At 68.2% G+C, this 18,053-nt stretch carries 16 protein-coding genes; 11 read left to right on the top strand and 5 right to left on the bottom strand.

Annotated features, from left to right (window positions below):
• Positions 1 to 245: 245 nt before the first annotated feature.
• From AC1DGC_RS18910 to AC1DGC_RS18885, 6 genes are read left to right on the top strand one after another with little or no spacing between them, the layout of a single operon-like run.
• Entirely contained in the window at positions 246 to 2,471 is a 2,226-nt protein-coding gene (locus AC1DGC_RS18910; protein WP_478048585.1) for a polysaccharide lyase 6 family protein, read from the top strand.
• Positions 2,468 to 4,702, top strand: a complete 2,235-nt coding sequence (locus tag AC1DGC_RS18905; RefSeq protein ID WP_478048584.1) for an oligoalginate lyase — start codon at positions 2,468 to 2,470, stop codon at positions 4,700 to 4,702. The genes AC1DGC_RS18910 and AC1DGC_RS18905 overlap by 4 nt, the downstream gene beginning before the upstream one ends.
• The gene (locus AC1DGC_RS18900; protein ID WP_478048583.1) at positions 4,699 to 5,991 is read left to right on the top strand and encodes an MFS transporter; all 1,293 of its coding nucleotides are present in this window, start codon (positions 4,699 to 4,701) and stop codon (positions 5,989 to 5,991) included. Before AC1DGC_RS18905 ends, AC1DGC_RS18900 begins: the two co-directional genes overlap by 4 nt.
• Positions 5,992 to 6,035: 44 nt before the next feature.
• Entirely contained in the window at positions 6,036 to 6,791 is a 756-nt protein-coding gene (locus tag AC1DGC_RS18895) for an SDR family NAD(P)-dependent oxidoreductase (protein WP_259206588.1), read from the top strand.
• A gap of 35 nt (positions 6,792 to 6,826) precedes the next feature.
• The gene (locus AC1DGC_RS18890) at positions 6,827 to 8,008 is read left to right on the top strand and encodes a GDSL-type esterase/lipase family protein (protein ID WP_478048582.1); all 1,182 of its coding nucleotides are present in this window, start codon (positions 6,827 to 6,829) and stop codon (positions 8,006 to 8,008) included.
• Complete coding sequence (locus AC1DGC_RS18885; RefSeq protein WP_478048581.1) at positions 8,005 to 9,108, top strand: sugar kinase; 1,104 nt, start codon at positions 8,005 to 8,007, stop codon at positions 9,106 to 9,108. Before AC1DGC_RS18890 ends, AC1DGC_RS18885 begins: the two co-directional genes overlap by 4 nt.
• A gap of 11 nt (positions 9,109 to 9,119) precedes the next feature.
• On the opposite strand, the gene AC1DGC_RS18880 is transcribed toward AC1DGC_RS18885, so the two are convergent.
• Complete coding sequence (locus AC1DGC_RS18880) at positions 9,120 to 9,710, bottom strand: TetR/AcrR family transcriptional regulator (protein ID WP_259206591.1); 591 nt, start codon at positions 9,708 to 9,710, stop codon at positions 9,120 to 9,122.
• Between the two features lie 112 nt (positions 9,711 to 9,822).
• On the opposite strand from AC1DGC_RS18880, the gene AC1DGC_RS18875 reads away from it, so the two are divergent.
• The 3 genes from AC1DGC_RS18875 to AC1DGC_RS18865 are packed head-to-tail and all read left to right on the top strand — an operon-like array spanning position 9,823 to position 12,676.
• On the top strand, positions 9,823 to 10,878 hold the full coding sequence (locus AC1DGC_RS18875; RefSeq protein ID WP_478048580.1) for a sugar phosphate isomerase/epimerase family protein: 1,056 nt from the start codon (positions 9,823 to 9,825) through the stop codon (positions 10,876 to 10,878).
• Positions 10,878 to 11,747 (top strand): alpha/beta fold hydrolase, encoded by an 870-nt coding sequence (locus AC1DGC_RS18870; RefSeq protein ID WP_478048579.1) that lies wholly within the window; start codon positions 10,878 to 10,880, stop codon positions 11,745 to 11,747. Before AC1DGC_RS18875 ends, AC1DGC_RS18870 begins: the two co-directional genes overlap by 1 nt.
• Positions 11,744 to 12,676 (top strand): alpha/beta hydrolase, encoded by a 933-nt coding sequence (locus tag AC1DGC_RS18865; RefSeq protein WP_478048578.1) that lies wholly within the window; start codon positions 11,744 to 11,746, stop codon positions 12,674 to 12,676. Before AC1DGC_RS18870 ends, AC1DGC_RS18865 begins: the two co-directional genes overlap by 4 nt.
• A 60-nt stretch (positions 12,677 to 12,736) precedes the next feature.
• On the opposite strand, the gene AC1DGC_RS18860 is transcribed toward AC1DGC_RS18865, so the two are convergent.
• On the bottom strand, positions 12,737 to 13,165 hold the full coding sequence (locus tag AC1DGC_RS18860; protein ID WP_478048577.1) for an NUDIX domain-containing protein: 429 nt from the start codon (positions 13,163 to 13,165) through the stop codon (positions 12,737 to 12,739).
• A gap of 132 nt (positions 13,166 to 13,297) precedes the next feature.
• Positions 13,298 to 13,870 (bottom strand): OmpO family porin, encoded by a 573-nt coding sequence (locus AC1DGC_RS18855; RefSeq protein WP_394162950.1) that lies wholly within the window; start codon positions 13,868 to 13,870, stop codon positions 13,298 to 13,300.
• A 698-nt stretch (positions 13,871 to 14,568) separates the two neighbouring features.
• Here AC1DGC_RS18855 and AC1DGC_RS18850 point away from each other — a divergent pair.
• On the top strand, positions 14,569 to 14,931 hold the full coding sequence (locus AC1DGC_RS18850) for a DUF1428 domain-containing protein (RefSeq protein ID WP_394162948.1): 363 nt from the start codon (positions 14,569 to 14,571) through the stop codon (positions 14,929 to 14,931).
• A gap of 88 nt (positions 14,932 to 15,019) precedes the next feature.
• Positions 15,020 to 15,595 carry a metal-dependent hydrolase gene (locus tag AC1DGC_RS18845; protein ID WP_478048576.1) on the top strand — a complete coding sequence of 192 codons (576 nt, stop codon included), beginning with the start codon at positions 15,020 to 15,022 and terminating at the stop codon, positions 15,593 to 15,595.
• Between the two features lie 51 nt (positions 15,596 to 15,646).
• Here AC1DGC_RS18845 and AC1DGC_RS18840 read toward each other — a convergent pair whose 3' ends face one another.
• Positions 15,647 to 16,321 carry a hypothetical protein gene (locus tag AC1DGC_RS18840; protein ID WP_394162944.1) on the bottom strand — a complete coding sequence of 225 codons (675 nt, stop codon included), beginning with the start codon at positions 16,319 to 16,321 and terminating at the stop codon, positions 15,647 to 15,649.
• A gap of 96 nt (positions 16,322 to 16,417) precedes the next feature.
• Complete coding sequence (locus AC1DGC_RS18835; protein ID WP_478048575.1) at positions 16,418 to 17,851, bottom strand: DUF4932 domain-containing protein; 1,434 nt, start codon at positions 17,849 to 17,851, stop codon at positions 16,418 to 16,420.
• Between the last annotated feature and the right edge of the window lie 202 nt (positions 17,852 to 18,053).

Genomic DNA, 18,053 nt, shown 5'->3' with positions numbered 1-18,053 from the left:
CGGATTCGATCCGGAAGATTCACGGTTACTGGACCAATGTCAATGAATTGGTACTAAAGTCTACCCCTGTGATCCGCCTAGACCACTTTGCGACGAATTAATGTGCGGATGCAGCAGAAATATGCGCAAGTGGCGAGCCACATGCACCTAAAGTGGTATGTGATTGTGGTTGACGCGCGCATTGCCGGACCTGTTACGATCCGGGCTCGCGTTCGATGCCACGGTTGATCTGGGAGGGTAAGCCGATGACTCTGCAACATTCTCAAGCGCCACGTGCGCTGCGCCCGCTGCTCACCGCCCTGGCGTTGGGCCTTGCAGCCGGCGCATTGCCCGCCTTCGCGGCCGACCATCTGGTCCACGACGCCGCCGGGTATGCCGCGGCGACCAAAGCGCTGCAGCCGGGCGATACGGTCATCCTCGCCGACGGCGTATGGCGCGACATCGACCTGCTGCTCCGGGGTACCGGCAAAATTGGTCAACCAATTAAGCTGACGGCCCAGACCCCGGGCAAGGTGATCCTCAGCGGGCAGTCGCAGTTGCGCCTGGCCGGGTCCTACCTGGAGGTATCCAACCTGATCTTCCGCGATGGCTGGGCCCCCGGCAGCGAAGTGGTGTCCTTCCGGGCCTCGTCCAAGGAATGGGCCACCCACAGCCGGGTGACCGGGGTGGTGATCGACGGCTACAACAAACCGGACCGCCAGCAGTCGGACAACTGGGTGGGGATGTACGGCCAGGACAACCGCTTCGACCACAACCAGCTGGTGGGCAAGACCAACGCCGGCACCACCCTGGTGGTGGTACGCAACACCACCAGCGGGCTGGACAACCGCCACCGCATCGACCACAACTGGTTTGGCCCGCGCCCCAACCTGGGCAGCAACGGCGGCGAGACCATCCGCGTGGGCACCAGCACCGACTCGCAGTCCGATTCGAATACGGTGGTGGAGAACAACTGGTTCGAGCAGTGCGATGGCGAAGTGGAAATCGTGTCCAACAAGTCCGGCGGCAACCTGTATCGCGGCAACGTGTTCTTCGAATCGCGCGGCTCGATGGTGCTGCGCCACGGCCACGGCAACGTGGTCGAGCGCAATGTGTTCCTCGGCAACAACAAGGCCCATACCGGCGGCGTGCGGGTGATCAACCGCCACCAGATCGTGCGCGACAACTACTTCGAGAACATCGCCGGCGACAACTTCGCCGCCGCGCTGGCGGTGATGGCCGGCACCCGCGATGCGCCGTTGAACCGCTATGAGCAGGTGGACGATGCGCTGATCGAGCGCAACAGCTTCGTCGGCGTGCGCCAGGTGTTCCTCGGCGCCGGCCTGGACGACGAGCGCAACGCCATGCCGGTCAACAGCCGGATGCGCGGCAACCTGTTCATCGGCGATGGCAGCCGCGAGTTGCTGCGCAGCCAGGGCGACCTGGCCGGCATCGCCTTCAGCGGCAACGTGCAGAGCCCCAGCGTGTCGCCCGGCTTCCCTGCGGGAGTGAGCGCGCGGAAGGTGACCCTGCAGCGCGCGGCCAACGGCCTGCAGTACCCGGTGGACACCATCACCGCCGGTGCGCCGCGCGACCTCGCGCCGATCGCGCGCGAGCAGGTGGGCGTGGGCTGGTATCCCAAGGCGCTGACCCGTACCGCGCTGGACAGTGGCGCCACCCGCAAGGTGGCACCGGGTGAGGACACCCTCGCCCGCGCCGTGGCCAGCAGCGCGCCGGGCGACCAGCTGCAGTTGCAGCGCGGCCAGTACCGCATCGACCAGGTGGTGAACGTGGACCACCCGGTCAGCGTGATCGGCCCGCGCCGTGGCCGCGCCAGCCTGCAGTTCTCGCGCCCCACCCTGTTCGAGATCCGCGCCGGCGGTTCGCTCAAGCTGGCCCGGCTGGATATCGACGGCGCCCTGGCGCCGGATGCGGCCGGCAACGCCGTGGTGCGGATCGCCCCGGGCAGCCAGGCCTTCAACTACACCCTGCTGATCGAAGACAGCCACATCCACGGGCTCACCAGCAACAAGGCCTTCGATGTGGTCAACGCCGGCAAGGGCAGCCTGGCCGCGCGCATCGGCATGACCAACATCACGGTGGAGGACATCAGCGGCAGCGTGATCGCCGCCGCTGCCGAGACCGACGACCTGGGCACTTACAACGCCGAGCAGGTGGACATTGTTGCGTCGACGTTCCGCAACATCGCCGGGCCGCTGTTGAACCTGTACCGCGGTGGCACCGATGAAAGCACCTTCGGCCCGACGCTGCGGGTGCATGCCAACCAGCTCGACAACGTGGGCGTGGCCGCCGACACCAGCCTGCGCCTGCACGGCGTGCAGACCGCCACGCTGACCGACAACCAGTTCCTCCGCAGCGGACGCGTGCGCTTCAGCCACCGCGTCGGCGAGCCCCGCCTGGCCGCGCACGGCAACGTGCTCGACGCCACCGCGGCGATGCAGTCCGATACTCCAGCCGAGACCCTGCCATGACGCGTTCCACGCCCCTGATGCTGCTGCTGGCGGCCTCCTTCAGCGCTGCCGCGCTGCCCGCCGTTGCCGCTGCACCTGCCGGCAGCCAACAACCGGCGGCCGCTGCCAGCGCCCCGGTCCTGGTCACCGCCGCGCAGTGGCAGCAGATGCGCAGCGATGGCAGCAGGTACCCGGTGTTTGCCAAGGAGCAGCAGCGCGCCGAGCGCCTGGTGCGCGGCATGATCAAGGCCGGCATCGACGTGCCGGTGCCCAAGGACAAGGGCGGCGGCTACACCCACGAACAGCACAAGCGCAATTACCAGGCCATCCAGGCGGCCGGCGCGCTGTACCGGCTGACCGGTGACAAGGTGTATGCCGACTACGCGCGCGACCTGCTGCTGGGCTACGCCAAGCTGTACCCCGGGCTGGGCGCGCACCCGCAGGGCCGCGGCCAGATCCCCGGCCGGCTGTTCTGGCAGACCCTCAACGACTCGGTGTGGCTGGTGAGCGCGGTGCAGGGCTATGACGCGATCCGCGACAGCCTCAGCGCGGCAGACCGCAAGACCATCGACGACGGCGTGTTCCGGCCGATGGCCGACTTCCTCAGCGGTACGCCGGAAAACTTCGACAAGATCCACAACCACGCCACCTGGGCGGTGGCGGCGGTGGGCATGACCGGCTACGTGCTGCGCGACCCGACTTACGTGGACAAGGCCTTGAACGGCAGCAGGCGCGATGGCAGCGCCGGCTTCCTCAAGCAGGTGGACCAGCTGTTTTCGCCGGACGGCTATTACGAGGAAGGCCCCTACTACCAGCGCTACGCGCTGGCACCGTTCATCCTGTTCGCCAATGCGGTCCAGCGCAACGAACCGCAGCGCGGCATCTTCACGCGCCGCGACGGGGTGTTGCTGAAGGCGGTCGATTCGCTGGTGCAGAGCAGCTACGGCGGGTACTTCTTCCCGATCAACGACGCCATCCTGGACAAGGGCCTGGACACCGAGGAACTGGTGGCCGGCATCGACATCGCCTACGCGCAGACCAGCGACGCGCGGCTGCTGTCTGTGGCCAAGGCGCAGAAGCGCGTGCTGCTGTCGCCCGAGGGCCTGCAGGTGGCCCAGGCGCTGGCACAGGACAAGGCCAAGCCGTTCGCCTTCGTGCCCACCCTACTGCGCGATGGCCCGGACGGCACCGAAGGTGCGCTGGCGATCCTGCGCATGGGCGGTGAAAACGGCCAGGCACTGGTGATGAAAAACACCAAGCAGGGCATGGGCCACGGTCACTTCGACAAGCTCAACTGGCTGTTCTACGACAACGGCCAGCGCGTGGTCACCGATTACGGCGCCGCGCGCTTCCTCAATATCGAAGCCAAGTCCGGCGGCATCTACCTGCCGGAGAACAACAGCTGGGCGCGGCAGACGCTTGCCCACAACACGCTGGTGGTGAACGAGCAGAGCCACTTCGGCGGCGACTGGAAGAAGGGCCAGGCGCTGGCACCGACGCCGCTGCTGTTCGCCGCGGGCGACGACACCCAGATCGCCTCGGCGCGCATGGACGGCGCCTACGACGGAGTGAGCTTCACCCGTACCCAGGTGCTGCTGGCCCACCCCGCGCTGACCGAACCGGTGGTGCTGGACCTGCTGCGGGTCAACGGCAGCAAGGCGGCGCGCTACGACCTGCCGCTGCACTTCAACGGCCACATCATGGACGTGGGCTTCAAGGCGCAGTCGGCGGTGGCCGCGCGGCCGGTGCTGGGCAAGGCCAACGGCTACCAGCACGTGTGGATCGACGCGGCCAGCGAACCCACCAGCGAGGCGCGCAGCCTGACCTGGCTGCTGGACGGGCGCTTCTATACGTACCGCTTCGCCAGCACCGCCCCCTCGCGTGCGTTGCTCGGCGAGAGCGGCGCAAATGATCCGTCGTTCAACCTGCGCCGCGAGCCGATGTTGCTGCAGCGCGTGGATGGCCAGGGCGCCACCACCTTCTATGGCGTGCTGGAGCCGCATGGCCAGTACGACGGCACCGCCGAGACCGTGCGCGGCGCCAACAGCCGCATCGATGCCATCCGCCATTACCGCGGCAAGGATGCCGATGTGCTGGTGCTGGCGCTGGCCGGCGGCAGGCAGGTGGCGGTGGGCATTGCCGATGAACCGAACAGGCCCGGCAGCCATGAGGTCAGTGGCGGTGGCCACAGCTGGCGCTGGGACGGCGGTTGGAAGCGCTTCGATACCGGCAGCGGCAAGGACGGCAAATGAAGGTCACCACCCAGGCCCGCACCTACGTCCGTTGGCTGATCGTGGCGCTGATCGCCATCGCCACGGTCATCAACTACATCGACCGCAACGCACTGGCGGTGATGTGGCCGCAGATCTCCAAGGATGTCGGCGCGACCAAGGAAGACTACGCGCTGCTGGTCACCGTGTTCATGCTGTTCTACGCCGCCGGGCAGTTCGTGTTCGGGCGGTTGTTCGACATCATCGGCACGCGGCTGGGCTTCGCCCTGTCGATCGCGGTGTGGTCGATCTCCATCGCGCTGCATTCGGTCACCCACTCCATCCTGTCCTTCAGCCTGGTCCGGGCGATGCTCGGCATCAGCGAGGCCGGTGCATGGCCGGGGGCGGTGAAGGCCAACGCCGAGTGGTTCCCCGCCCGCGAACGGGCGCTGGCACAGGGCGTGTTCAATGCGGGCGCGTCGATCGGCGCGATCGTGTCGGCGCCGTTGATCGCGGTGCTGTTCCTCTGGCTGGGCTGGCGCGGCACGTTCATCCTGATCGGTGCGATCGGCTTCATCTGGCTGCTGCCGTGGCTGATCATCTACCGCGCGGGCCCGGACAAGCACCCCTGGGTGAGCGCGGCCGAGCGCGCGTTGATCCTGGACGCACCGAGCGAGCAGCCAGCCACGCCCAGGGCCGAGTACGTGCCCAGCATGCGCCAGCTGCTGGGCCATCGGCAGACCTGGGGCATCCTGATTTCGCGGTTCTTCCTGGACCCGATCTGGTGGCTGTTCGTGTCCTGGTTGCCGCTCTACCTGGCCGACACGTTCGGCTTTGACATCAAGCAGATCGGCATCTTCGCCTGGGTGCCCTACGTGGGCGCGATGATCGGCAGCCTCGGCGGCGGCTGGTTGTCCGGGCGCCTGATCGGGGCCGGCTGGAGCGTGGACAAGGCGCGCAAGGTGGTGATCACCCTGGGCGGGGCGATCATGGCCCCGGCCCTGCTCGGCGCGGTGCTGGCCACCGACCCGGTGTGGGCCGTGATCACCATTGCCTTCGTGCTGTTCGGCTTCCAGATCGCCATCGGCAACATCCAGACCCTGCCCGGCGACATCTTCAGCGGCAAGTCGGTGGGCTCGGTGGCAGGCCTGGGCGGCATGGCCGCCGTGGCCGGCACGCTGATCACCACCTGGCTGGTGCCGGCGATGACCCATGAATCCTATGCACCGATCTTCATCCTCGTGGCCGCCCTGGTGCCGGCCTCGTTGCTGGCGCTGTGGCTGGTGACCGGCCGCGTCGAAAAACTCGACGGCCCGGCCCGGCCGCGCTGAGCCCATCTCATTCCTTTTCCCCCAACGCACTACTGGAGCATTCCATGACCCAATTCAACGACAAGGTGGCCATCGTCACCGGTGGCGGCCGTGACATCGGCCGCGAGATCTCGCTCAAGCTGGCCGCCGCCGGTGCCAAGGTGTGCATCAACTACGCCAACGACGAGGCCAGCGCGCAGGACACCCTCAAGCAGATCGAAGCGGCCGGTGGCACCGCCATCGTGCACCGCGCCGACGTCACCGATGCCAAGGCGGTGGCCGGCATGGTCGCGGCCACCCAGGCCGCGTTCGGCCCGCAGATCGACGTGCTGGTGAACGTGGCCGGCGGCATGGTGCAGCGCCGGCCGCTGGCCGAGATCGACGAAGCGTTCTTCCACAAGGTGATGGACCTCAACATGAGCTCGGTCTACCTGACCACCCATGCGGTGGTGCCGCACATGCCCGACGGCGGTGCGATCGTGAACTTCGCCTCGCAGGCCGGCCGCGACGGCGGTGGCCCGGGCGCGGCCATCTATGCCACCGCCAAGGCCGCGGTGATGACCTTCACCCGTGCCATGGCCAAGGAACTGGGCCCGCGTGGCATCCGCGTCAACGCCCTGTGCTGCGGCATGATCGCCACCCGCTTCCATGACGAATTCACCAAGCCGGAAGTGCGCACCGCCGTGGCCGGCAACACCCCGCTGCGGCGCCAGGGCCGCCCGCAGGAAGCGGCCGACACGGCCGTGTACCTGGCCTCGGACGCGGCCGGTTTCATCACCGGTGCCAACGTGGACGTCAACGGCGGCACCTACTTCTCTTGATGGATATGTTCCGCTGACCGCCTGGGAGGGCTGCCATGCTGCGCTGGACCACTGCACTGTCGATTGCACTTGCCACCAGCGCCGCTGCGCTGCCCGCCCATGCCCAGGTCTGGGTGCCGGCATGGACCGCCTCGCCGGCACCAGACCGCCAGGATGGCACCCCGGAAGCGCCGGTACAGTTCGCGCACCAGACGGTGCGCCAGGACATGCGCCTGGCCAGCTCGGCCACGGCGCTGCGCTTCCGCATCAGCAATGAACTGGGCGATGCGCCGCTGACCATCGGCGGCGCATCGGCCCAACGCACCGGCACGGCCACCCCGGCCAAGCTGGTCACCTTCAATGGTCGCAGCGACGTGGTGGTGCCCGTGGGCGCCGCGCTGCTCAGCGACCCGGTGGCGATGACCGTGCCGGCACTGGCCGATGTATCGCTCACCGTGTATTTCCCCGAACCGACCAAGCCTGCCGTGCGGCGTACCGCGCTGCGCATCGTCGACGGCCGCCAGGCCGAGGTGGGCGACAAGGTCAAACTCGCCTACCGGCAGAACGTGGTATCGGCGGTGCTGGCCGAACGCGCCACCACGCCGGTGGTGGTGGTGGCCCTGGGCGATTCGATCACCGAGGGCGCCACCGCCACGCGCGGCAGCAACGGCGATTGGCCGGCACTGCTGTCCGCGCGCCTGCAGCAGGCCTGCCCGGACCGGGTGGTGGTGGTCAACGCCGGCATCAGCGGCAACAAGGTGATGGACCACGGCCGCAGCCACAGCGCGCTGGCGCGGCTGGACCGCGACGTGATCGCGCTGCCCCACGTGAGCAAGGTGATCGTGTTCGAAGGCATCAACGACATCCGCCACGACGGTGGCACCCCGCCCAAGGCCGGCCGCAACGCCGAGGACATGGTGCTGGGCTACCGGCAGATCGCCGAGCGCCTGCACGGCAACGGCATCGGCGCGATCGCGGCCACCATCACCCCGTTCGGGGGCTCGGACCGCTACGAGCCGACCGCCGCCGCCACCCGCACCCAGCTCAACAGCTGGATGCGCGGCGGCCGCAGCGGCTATGACGGCCTGATCGACTTCGACCAGATCCTGCGCGACCCGGCCAACCCGGAAAACCTGCCCGAGGCCATCACCCGCGACCACCTGCATCCCAACGATGAAGGTTACCGGCGCATGGCCGAGGGCATCGACCTGGGCCTGCTGGGGTGCAAGGCACGATGAGCACGCAGCAGTTCGCGCTGGCCGCATCGCACGGCCAGCGCTGGGATGCACTGGCGCTGGGCGAGGTGATGCTGCGCTTCGATCCCGGCGAAGGCCGGATCCGCAACGCACGCCAGTTCACCGTGTGGGAAGGCGGTGGCGAGTACAACGTCGCGCGTGGCCTGTGCAGCACCTTCGGGCACCGCAGCGGCGTGTTGACCGCGCTGCCGCGCAACGAGCTGGGTGCGTTGGTCCAGCAGTTGATCCAGGCGGGTGGCGTGGATGCCAGCCAGATCGTCTGGCGCGACTACGATGGCATCGGCCGCAACACGCGCATGGGCCTGAACTTCACCGAGCGCGGCTTCGGCGTGCGCGCCCCGCTGGGCATCTCCGACCGCGCCACCTCGGCCGCCTCGCAGTTGCAGCCGCACGAGTACGACTGGGACGCGCTGTTCGGCCGCGATGGCGTGCGCTGGCTGCATACCGGCGGCATCTTCGCCGCGTTGTCCGAACACAGCGCGCAGACCACCATCGCCGCGGTGCAGGCCGCACGCCGGCACGGGGTGGCGGTGTCCTACGACCTCAACTACCGCGCCAGTCTCTGGGACAGTCACCCCGATCCGGATGCGGCCCGGCATGCCAACTGCGCCATCGCCGCGGAATGCGACCTGCTGGTGGGCGATGAGTACTCGTTCGCGGCATGCCTGGGCATGGACCTGGCCGATCTGGGCCGGCGCGCGACGCCGATGGATGTCGGTCCGGCCGACGCCGCCGCGCAGCGCGCACTGCAGCGTTTCCCGACCCTGCAGGCGGTGGCGTTCACCCTGCGAGACGCCAGCAACGCCGCACGCAACGGCTGGGGCGGCGCGTTGCGTACCCGCGAAACCTTGTTCGTCTCGCGCACGCGCGAGGTGGACCTGCTCGACCGCGTGGGTGGCGGCGATGCGTTCGTGGCCGGCGTGGTGCATGCCCTGCTCAGTGGCAAGGGCGAGCAGGCCGCGGTGGAACTGGGCGCCGCACATGGTGCGCTGGCGATGTCCACGCCGGGGGACAACGCCTGTGCCAGCCTGGACGAAGTGGAAGCCGTGGCGCGCGGCGACAGCGCCGCCGCGAAACGCTGACCCTGCCGGGCTCAGTCCCGAGTCGGCAGTGCGCGCATCGCCTGCGCCACCGCTGCCAGCAACCGCGCCCGGCTCACACCATCGCGGGCCTGGGTTGAAATGCCATGCAGCACGGTGGCGTAGTAGTCGCCGAGCGCCTGGACATCCGCGCCGTCGGCCAGTTCGCCGGCGCCGGCGGCCTGTTGCAGGCGCGCGATGATCGATTGGGTGCGCTGGCGGCGATGTTCGGCCAGCCAGTCCATCACCGTTTCATTCTCCGGTGCGGTGGCGGTCGCCGCCGAGACCACCAGGCAGCCCTGCGCGCGACCGCGCCGGGTGTAGGTCAGGACCGCATCGTGCAGCATGCGCTCGATCGCCGGGCGCACGGCCTGATCGGCCAGCGCGCGGTCGGCAAAGCCACCGTCGCCGGCTTCGTACAACGCCACCGCCTCGCGGAACAGCTGTTCCTTGCTGCCAAAGGCGGCGTAAATGCGCGCCGAGGCAATGCCCAGTGCCTCCACCAGCGCCGACATCGAGGTGCCTTCATAACCCCGCGCCCAGAACAACAGCATCGCCTGCTTGAGGGCGTGGTCTTTGTCGAATTCGCGCGGGCGTCCGGCCATGGGGCATCACTACGGGAAAGAGCATTGCGGGAATTCTAACGATACCCGGCATTGACCGGGGACATCCGCGCGCCTATTCTTTGTCGCTCGACAAACAATAAGGCGACATTCGATGCGCACCCTCCAAGGCCCCAGCCTGCACCTGGCCCAGTTCAGTGCAGACCAGCCCCCGTTCAACGACCTGCCGTCCATCGCTGCCTGGGCGGCTGGCCAGGGCTTCAAGGCCCTTCAGATTCCGGCCTGGGACGAACGCCTGTTCGATGTGGAGAAGGCTGCGCACAGCCAGCAGTACTGCGATGACATGATCGCGATGCTGGCCGGCCACGGGCTGGTAATCAGCGAGCTCACCACGCATATCTTCGGCCAGCTGGTGGCCGTGCATCCGGCCTACGACGCGCTGTGCGACAGCTTCGCCCCGGCGCACCTGCGGGGCGATCCGGCCGCACGAAGCGCCTGGGCGGTGGAGCGCATCAAGCTGGCGGCCCAGGCGTCGCAGCGGCTGGGCCTGGACCGCATGGGCACCTTCTCCGGTTCATTCGCCTGGCCCTATCTGTTCCCGTTCCCGCAGCGTCCGGACGGTCTGATCGAGGCCGCGTTCGAGGAACTGGCGCAGCGCTGGCTGCCGATCCTGGAGGTGTGCGACGCGCACGGCGTGGACCTCTGCTATGAGATCCACCCCAGCGAAGACCTGCACGATGGCACCAGCTTCGAGCGCTTCCATGCCGCCGTAGGTGGGCATCCACGCTGCCGGATCCTGTTCGATCCCAGCCACTTCGTGCTGCAGCAGCTGGATTACCTGAGCTTCCTGGATATCTACCGCGACTTCATCGGCATGGTGCATATCAAGGACGCCGAGTTCAACCCCAGCGGGCGCCAGGGCATCTACGGCGGCTACAGCGGCTGGACCGAGCGGGCCGGGCGCTTCCGCTCGCTGGGTGACGGCCAGGTGGACTTCAAGGGCATCTTCTCAAAGCTGGCCCAGTACGACTACGACGGCTGGGCCACGCTGGAGTGGGAGTGCTGCCTGAAAAACCAGGAAGACGGCGCACGCGAGGGCGTGGCGTTCATCAACGCGCACATCATCAAGGTAACCGACCGCATCTTCGACGATTTCGCCGGGGCGCCGGTCAGCCGTGCGCAGATCCACGGCATGTTGGGGATCCTCTGATGGACCGGGAACTTGAAGGCGTCACCCATCGCCATGTTCGCATTGATGGGCGCAGCGTGCATTGCGCGCTCCTTGGCGAAGGCCGCCCGGTGCTGCTGATCCCTGGCTGGCCGCAGACCTGGTATGCCTGGCGCCACGTCATGCAGGCACTGGCCGCGCAGGGCTTCCAGACGATCGCCGTGGATCCACCGGGCACCGGCGATTCGGACACGCCCGCACACGGCTACGACACCGGCAACATCGCCGCCACGCTGCATGCGGTGATGCAGCATCTGGGCCACGCGCGTTACCAGGTGGTGGGCCATGACGTCGGCATGTGGGTGGCCTACGCGCTCGCCAGTGACCAGCCACAGGCGGTGCAACGCCTGGCCATCACCGAGGCGGTGATCCCCGGCCTGGCCGATGCACCGCCGGTGTTCGTGGCGCCGGAGGACAACATCTTCCTGTGGCACTTCATGTTCAACCAGGTGCGCGACCTGCCCGAGGCGCTGATCGCCGGCCGTGAGCGCGCCTACCTGACCTTCATGTTCGACCGCTGGGCGCATCGCCGTGAAGCGGTGGCCTGCGAGGTCTACATCCGCGCGTACGCCGCGCCGGGTGGGCTCAGCGGCGGCTTCGGCTATTACCGGGCGATCCCGGAAACCATCCGCCAGAACCGGCAGCGCGCGCTCACCCCGCTGGCCATGCCGGTGCTGGCGATCGGCGCCGAGCACGCCACCGCCGACATGCCGATAGCCACGATGCGCACACACGCCCGCGACCTGCGCGGCACGATGATTGCCGACTGCGGCCACTTCGTCATGGAGGAAGCACCGGAGGCGTTCCTGGCGCAGCTGCTGCCGTTCCTGTTGCCGGACGTCACCGCATGAGCCTGGACCCGGATATCGCCCGTTTCCTGTCCACCCTGCCACCGCCGGAGGCGGTGGCAGGGATGTCACTGCCGCAGCTACGTGGCGCAAGCGAGGTCGCGCTGCCCGCCCTGCACGGGCCGCTGGAGGCGGTCGCGTCGGTCCGCGATTTCAGCGTATATACCCGGGAGGGCCAGGCCATTGCCGTGCGCGCCTACTGGCCGGCGGGACATCGCCCCGGCGAGCCACGCCCTGGCATGGTGTTTGCCCATGGCGGTGGCTGGTTCCAGTGTTCGCTGGCGGTCTACGACAACCCCTGCCGGGCGCTGGCCAACGCGATCGGTTGCGTGGTGGTGTCGGTGGACTATCGGCTGGCGCCGGAACACCGCTTCCCGATCCCGTTGGAGGACGTGTACGCGGCTCTGTGCTGGGCCAGCCGCCACGCGGCGATGCTCGACATCGATCCGGCGCGGCTGGGGGTAGGCGGCGACAGCGCCGGCGGTAACCTGGCCGCGGCCGTGGCACTGCTTACCCGCGACCGCGATGGCCCGCCCCTCCACCACCAGCTGCTGCTGTATCCAGCGCTGGACACCGCCATCGACCACGACAGCCACCGCCGCTTCGGCCAAGGCCATTACCTCACCACCGCGCTGATGCAACGCTGCTGGGACGCCTACCTCAACCCGGGTGACGCGGCCAACGCTTACGCCGTACCCGCGCGCGCGCAGGACCTGTGCGGTCTGCCGCCGGCCACGGTGCTGGTGTGCGAATACGACCCGCTGCGCGATGAAGGCGAACAGTACGCCGCGCGCCTGGCGCAGGCCGGCGTAGCGGTGCACTGCGAACGCGTGCCCGGCATGGTCCATGCCTGCCTGCATCTGCTGGGCACGGCACCGGCCGCCCGCGGGCTGCTGGATCGCAGCGCGGCGTTGCTGGCCGAGGCGAGGTAGTGCGTTACCTGCAGCAATGAAACGGGCCCGGCATTGCCGGGCCTTGATACGGGCGTCGGGTCAATGCGCCATCGAAAGATGTCCCAGCGCGCGCAACGTGGACACCGTCAACGGCGTAGGCAACGCATCGGGGGTGAACCAGCCCAGGGCGAGCAACGCCTCCGGTTCCTTCACCGCCGCTACCTGCGTGGCATCCTCCGCATGCACGAGATAGACCGGGGCCACCCAATGCTGCCCCAATGCCGGCTCGAAGTGGTCGACCACGCAGAGCAGGCGCGTCACTGCGACGCGCAACCCGGTTTCTTCCTCCACCTCACGCACCACGGCATCTTCGACCTTCTCCATCCAGTCCACCTTGCCGCCGGGCAGCCCCCAATGCCCCTGCTCGGGCGGACGCCCGCGCTGGACCAGCAGGATCGCGCCATCGGCGCGCTGGATCACGGCACCACAGCCGAGGCGGGGGTGCTGCAGATCAGGGGACTGGGGCATCGGGCATCTCCATGGCGGTGCCTCATTATCCCTCGGGCCCCGCGCCTGAATCGCGCCCACGAAAAAGGCCCGGCATTGCCGGGCCTTTCCTGCCACGCCGATCAGGCGCGTGGCGATGCGGTCACGCCGGGATTACCAGCTGAAGCGCGGGCCGACCGACCATTCCTTGTCACCATGGCGATCCATCTTGATGTCGCCGTTGATGCCCCAGTTCTGGTTCAACTTCACCTGGCCACCCAGGCGGCCGTAGAACTCGCCATCCGGATTGACGCCGTGCTTCTTGCTGTAATCCTCGTAGCCGGCCATTGCATAGACTTCGGCGTGCTGGCCGAACGCGGTACGGATACCGGCTTCAGCGCTGTAGCCGTTGAAGTCCAGGCCTTCCTTCGGGTCGAACTTGTTGTAGGCAACGCGGCCCACGAAGTCGGTGCTGTTGCCGATTTCCTGGTTGTAGCCAACGCCGACGCGCCACTGGTCAACCTTGAAGTTGCCGATGTCGGTCTTCTGCTGGTTGTACTCACCGAAGGCGTGGAAGTTCGGCAGGAACGCGTAGGAACCCTTCACGCCCCAACCATCGGCCTTGCCGCCGTCTGCGTCGGTCTTGACGTAGTCGCCTTCGGCGTAGTTGTAGGACAGGCCTTCAGCAGCGGACGCGGCGAACGGCAGGGCGGCGGCGAGCGCCAGGGCAATCAACGAAGTCTTCATGGGGGTACACCTCTGTCTTGAACTGCTTGCAGCCAGCGCGTACGCCGCTCTGCATCGGGAATGTAAATTCTCCGTTATTCGCCACAACCCGCCCTGAAGTCGACACGTTTCATATCGGTGGATTTTTGGCGGGGGTTCAGTTGCGCTCTGGCATATACGCGCGCGCCGCGATTTCAGCGGTAAAACAGCGCTGCAACGTGCAGGCGGCGTGAGCGTGGGACGCCGGCAACGCGAGCATCAGGCAGGACAGGCGCGGGATGCGGCGACACGCCAGCATCGGCAAACAGCAAGATGGAATCTGGTCACGACGATGCCCTTGCGGGGCGTCACGCGTTGGGGAAGCCGCTCTTGGGGAGTAGTCGGCTAACGCGTCCATCCTCCGTAATACACCGGCGACGCGCCGTGGCGTCACTGCTCGGTAGCGCGTAGTGGCTTCCTTTCCGGCTCCCCATAGTCGGCGGAATAACCCGCGGCGGCTATCAGGATCTTCCTCGCCAGCGTTAGGACTTTTCTGACCCCCCGTACGCGAGGGGAGGTATTCGTATTGCGTAACCTATTGAAAGACTTATTCTTTCAACGTCGCGCCGGTCGGCCATCACACCGATGGGGCGGGGTCAGGGCACAGTGTCGATCTCCCCTCCCCCCGTTCGTCGTTTGCAATGAAGGCGCCCATCCCGGTGCGCCATCTGGAGCTGACCATGGCGTATATCGATGGCTTTGTGATTGCCGTCCCCACCGCGAACAGAGAGGCATTCCTCAAGCACGCGCAGATGGGCGATGCGATCTGTATCGAGCACGGGGCCACCCGCGTGGTGGAGTGCTGGGGCGACGACGTGCCACACGGCAAGCAGACCGACTTCTACCGTGCGGTGGAGGCCAAGGACGATGAGACCGTGCTGTTTTCCTGGATCGAATGGCCGGACAAGGCCACCCGCGATGCCGGCATGCAGAAGATGATGGAGGACCCGCGCATGAACCCGGAAAACAACCCGATGCCGTTCGACGGCAAGCGGATGATCTACGGCGGCTTCGTGCCGGTGGTGGAACTGGGCGGGAAGTAGGCACTTCATCCCGGCCACACCGTGGCCCCATCGTTCGCCCACGCGCAGGCAGGACCCTGACCCCTCCACGGTCATCGGTCCTGCCGCCATGTCTTCTTTCGCCGGCCACGCCCTCGCCGGGGTTACCGCCTACCTGTGCAGCAGCGGGCGCGCGCGGGCGCGGGCGCCATCGCGATGGGCGGTGGTGCCGTTCGTGTTCGTCGCGGTCTGTCCGGACCTGGACTATCTGGGGGTCTGGCTGCTCGGCTACGGCGCACACCCGCGCATCACCCACAGCCTGCTGTTCGCGCTGGTCGCGGCGGTGGCGGTGCAGTGCGTGGCGAAGGCCGCCGGCAACACGCAGCCGCTGCGGTGGCTGCTGCTGGCGAGCGTGTCGCACCCGTTGCTGGACCTGCTGGTGGGCGCGCATCCGGTGCCGCTGTTCTGGCCGCTGCAGGACGGGGTGGCGGTGCGCGGCGTGCTGCCCAGCGCAGGTGCGCTGAGGGTCGGCAACGCCTACCTGTGGCGCAACCTGCTGATCGAACTGGGGGTCTTGCTGCCGGTGTTCGCCGCGCTGGTCGCGCTGGCACGGGGCCATGCGTGGGGGCGCTGGCGCGCGTGGACGTGGTGCATCGCGCCGCTCTGGGCAGCGTTCGTCATCTGGTCGATCCGCCTGCCGCGTTGACGCCTGCGCGGCGCTGCACGCCGTGACAGCCACCAGCGTCGGCAGGCGCGCTCAGCGTGCGTGGCTGCCGTCGTCGTCCGCGCCGTGGCCCATGCCCATGCCACCGCCACCCATGCCGCCCATGCCACCACCACCACCGCCACCCGCCTTGCCGCCGGCCTTGTCGCCGTCGCCCTTGCCCTTCGCACCGGCGCTCGGTCGCGCCGGCCCCTGCTGCGGAATGCCCACGCTGGACGGGATCGGCGCCAGGTCGAGCGCACCGCGGATGAAGTCGCGCAGCGACACCACCAACGCGGCGGTCTGCACCGGCCGGCCCTGGGCCAGCTCGGTAGCCGCGTTGGCGGCCAGCCGCACCTGGTCATCGGTGCCGAGCAGGATGATGTCCGACAGCGCCGCCTCCACCGCATCACGGATGCGGCGCGCCCGATCGCTGCCGGCATCGATGCCCGCCGGCAACGCCACCCCGTCCTCGCCCGGCGCCGGGCGCAGGTCGCGCAGGTGGCGCGGGTCCACGTGCAACGCCCCGGTGAACGAGCCGCCGAGGGTCTTGTAGGCGGCGATCAGGGTACGCAGGCGCTCGTTGATCTGCCGGTTCTCGCGCTCGCGCCGCTGCTGCAGGGTCTGCATCACCAGCAGCCGGATACCGACGCCGATCAGGGTGATCACCGCCAGCCCGACCAGGGTGGACAGCATCGCCTGCCAGGAACTGAAGTCTAGACCGCGCATGCCTCCTCCTTCGTCATGTCGCGCAGCGTAGCAAGGGCGTCCTCCGCCTTCCGTCACGGCCCATGCCTACCCGTGCGCAGGCCCTCTTGCACCGCGTCACTGCGCAGGCGCATCCCGGGTGCGGAAGCGCCACACCTGCGCAGGCAGCACGGTCCCGTCCTTGCCGACAAAACCGCCTGGCATGCCGGGGCTGTTGAGCTCGATCACATACGCCGTGGCCGGTTGCAACGCCACGGGCAGGCGTAGCACGCGGCGATCGTCATCCCATTGCGGCGCCGCGGTGAACGTCGGGTTGCGATCACCGAAGATGCCCACCCCTCGCCCCATGGGGCGGTCGAAGTGCAGCTCCAGGTGCGCCAGCGCGGCATCCACCTGTGCCTCGCCCGCCGCGGGCACCTGCCTGGCCAGGGAAACCGTGGTGACGCCGGCACCGGCGCGGGCATGCAGCAACGACGCCTGGGCCTCGAACAGGGCGGCCATCGTGGCAGCCGTGCCTTCGTTGAGCCAGCGCCCACCGCGGGCATCGCCGCGCAGCTGGTCGGTGACCGCCGGCACCCAGTCGAAGCCGCGCGCGGCATCCTCCTGGAAGAGCAGTCCCACGCTGTCACTGTCACGGCGGTCCTGGAAATACCCCCGCGTCACGGCGCGCACGAGGCTTTCATAGGCCACGGCCTGCCAACTGCCGTAGGCCTGGGCGCGCATTTGTTCGATCCTGGCCTCCAGCAACGCAGTGGCGGCGGGCTGCAATGCCGCGCCCTGGCGGTCGACCCACGGATTCACCCAGGAATGGGCGAACTCATGCACCAGCAGGCGCTGCATGGCGGCAAACGGCCACGCCGTCGTTTCCCCCCGCGGCGTGGCCGGTACCCCCAGCACCGCATACATCTGCACCGAACCGTCGCCGCCGCGGAGTCGCGGTCCGTAGTTGCCACGCCCGTGCAACAGGCCGGCAATGATCTGTAACCGGAGCCCCGGCTGCGGCCCGAGCGTCTGTTCGAACCAGGCGATCTGCGGCCATCCCTGCAGGCCGGTCGCGAGCTCGGTCTCCACCCGGTGGTAGAAACGCTGCTGCCCGCGGAAGAAGCCCGCCGCGTCGGTATCCCGCTCGAAGGCGGCCATGGCGCGCAGGTAGGCGCGCGCCGTGTCCAGGGTCCAGTGGCCCGGCATGTCGCGCAGCCACTCGGGCAGGGGTTGGCGCGGCTGCCAGCGATGCGGCGTTGCCGCCAGGGCCAGCGCGACGGTGTCGCTGTAGCCGATGCCGTGCTGCTGGCGCAACGCCCGCAGCAGCTGCACCGCTGGATGATCCTGATAACGCCGGAAGTGGGTCTCCACCGCAGCGTCATAGTCGGCAATGCCGGGCGCGGAAAACTCCTCGAAGCCGGCAAGGCGATTCGCCACCGCGGCCAGCTCGACACTTGGATCCACCACCACCGGGCGAGGCGATGCCGCCAGCTGCTGGCTGCCAAACAGTCCAAGCACCACCAGCAACGCGGCCAACCACGGCCGATGGACGGGACGAAGATGATCCATGGCAGCCATCCTGTTGGCCTGGGTTGCAGGACACTATTCCACGCGGCATCCGCGGTCCGCATGGGACGCAAGTCATGGCCCGGCGGGCGGTCGCGCGAAAGCGGCTGACGCCCCTCATGGCCCGGGTCAGCGCGACGATCGGCTGGAATGGGCGGCGCAGCGCAGGTTGCGGGGATGGGAGCACGATGTCGTTGCTGGTCAC

The sequence above is a fragment of the Stenotrophomonas sp. 05N37 genome (assembly GCF_056397365.1).
This window is presented reverse-complemented; position numbering and strand designations above follow the sequence as displayed.

Bases quoted from the DNA above. Each gene is read 5' to 3' on its own strand.
- AC1DGC_RS18855 (WP_394162950.1), bottom strand. From the start codon at position 13,870: ATGAAGACTTCGTTGATTGCCCTGGCGCTCGCCGCCGCCCTGCCGTTC.
- AC1DGC_RS18870 (WP_478048579.1), top strand. From the start codon at position 10,878: ATGGACCGGGAACTTGAAGGCGTCACCCATCGCCATGTTCGCATTGAT.
- AC1DGC_RS18885 (WP_478048581.1), top strand. From the start codon at position 8,005: ATGAGCACGCAGCAGTTCGCGCTGGCCGCATCGCACGGCCAGCGCTGG.
- AC1DGC_RS18875 (WP_478048580.1), top strand. From the start codon at position 9,823: ATGCGCACCCTCCAAGGCCCCAGCCTGCACCTGGCCCAGTTCAGTGCA.
- AC1DGC_RS18910 (WP_478048585.1), top strand. From the start codon at position 246: ATGACTCTGCAACATTCTCAAGCGCCACGTGCGCTGCGCCCGCTGCTC.
- AC1DGC_RS18900 (WP_478048583.1), top strand. From the start codon at position 4,699: ATGAAGGTCACCACCCAGGCCCGCACCTACGTCCGTTGGCTGATCGTG.
- AC1DGC_RS18890 (WP_478048582.1), top strand. From the start codon at position 6,827: ATGCTGCGCTGGACCACTGCACTGTCGATTGCACTTGCCACCAGCGCC.
- AC1DGC_RS18840 (WP_394162944.1), bottom strand. From the start codon at position 16,321: ATGCGCGGTCTAGACTTCAGTTCCTGGCAGGCGATGCTGTCCACCCTG.
- AC1DGC_RS18850 (WP_394162948.1), top strand. From the start codon at position 14,569: ATGGCGTATATCGATGGCTTTGTGATTGCCGTCCCCACCGCGAACAGA.
- AC1DGC_RS18880 (WP_259206591.1), bottom strand. From the start codon at position 9,710: ATGGCCGGACGCCCGCGCGAATTCGACAAAGACCACGCCCTCAAGCAG.
- AC1DGC_RS18845 (WP_478048576.1), top strand. From the start codon at position 15,020: ATGTCTTCTTTCGCCGGCCACGCCCTCGCCGGGGTTACCGCCTACCTG.
- AC1DGC_RS18865 (WP_478048578.1), top strand. From the start codon at position 11,744: ATGAGCCTGGACCCGGATATCGCCCGTTTCCTGTCCACCCTGCCACCG.
- AC1DGC_RS18860 (WP_478048577.1), bottom strand. From the start codon at position 13,165: ATGCCCCAGTCCCCTGATCTGCAGCACCCCCGCCTCGGCTGTGGTGCC.
- AC1DGC_RS18835 (WP_478048575.1), bottom strand. From the start codon at position 17,851: ATGGATCATCTTCGTCCCGTCCATCGGCCGTGGTTGGCCGCGTTGCTG.
- AC1DGC_RS18895 (WP_259206588.1), top strand. From the start codon at position 6,036: ATGACCCAATTCAACGACAAGGTGGCCATCGTCACCGGTGGCGGCCGT.
- AC1DGC_RS18905 (WP_478048584.1), top strand. From the start codon at position 2,468: ATGACGCGTTCCACGCCCCTGATGCTGCTGCTGGCGGCCTCCTTCAGC.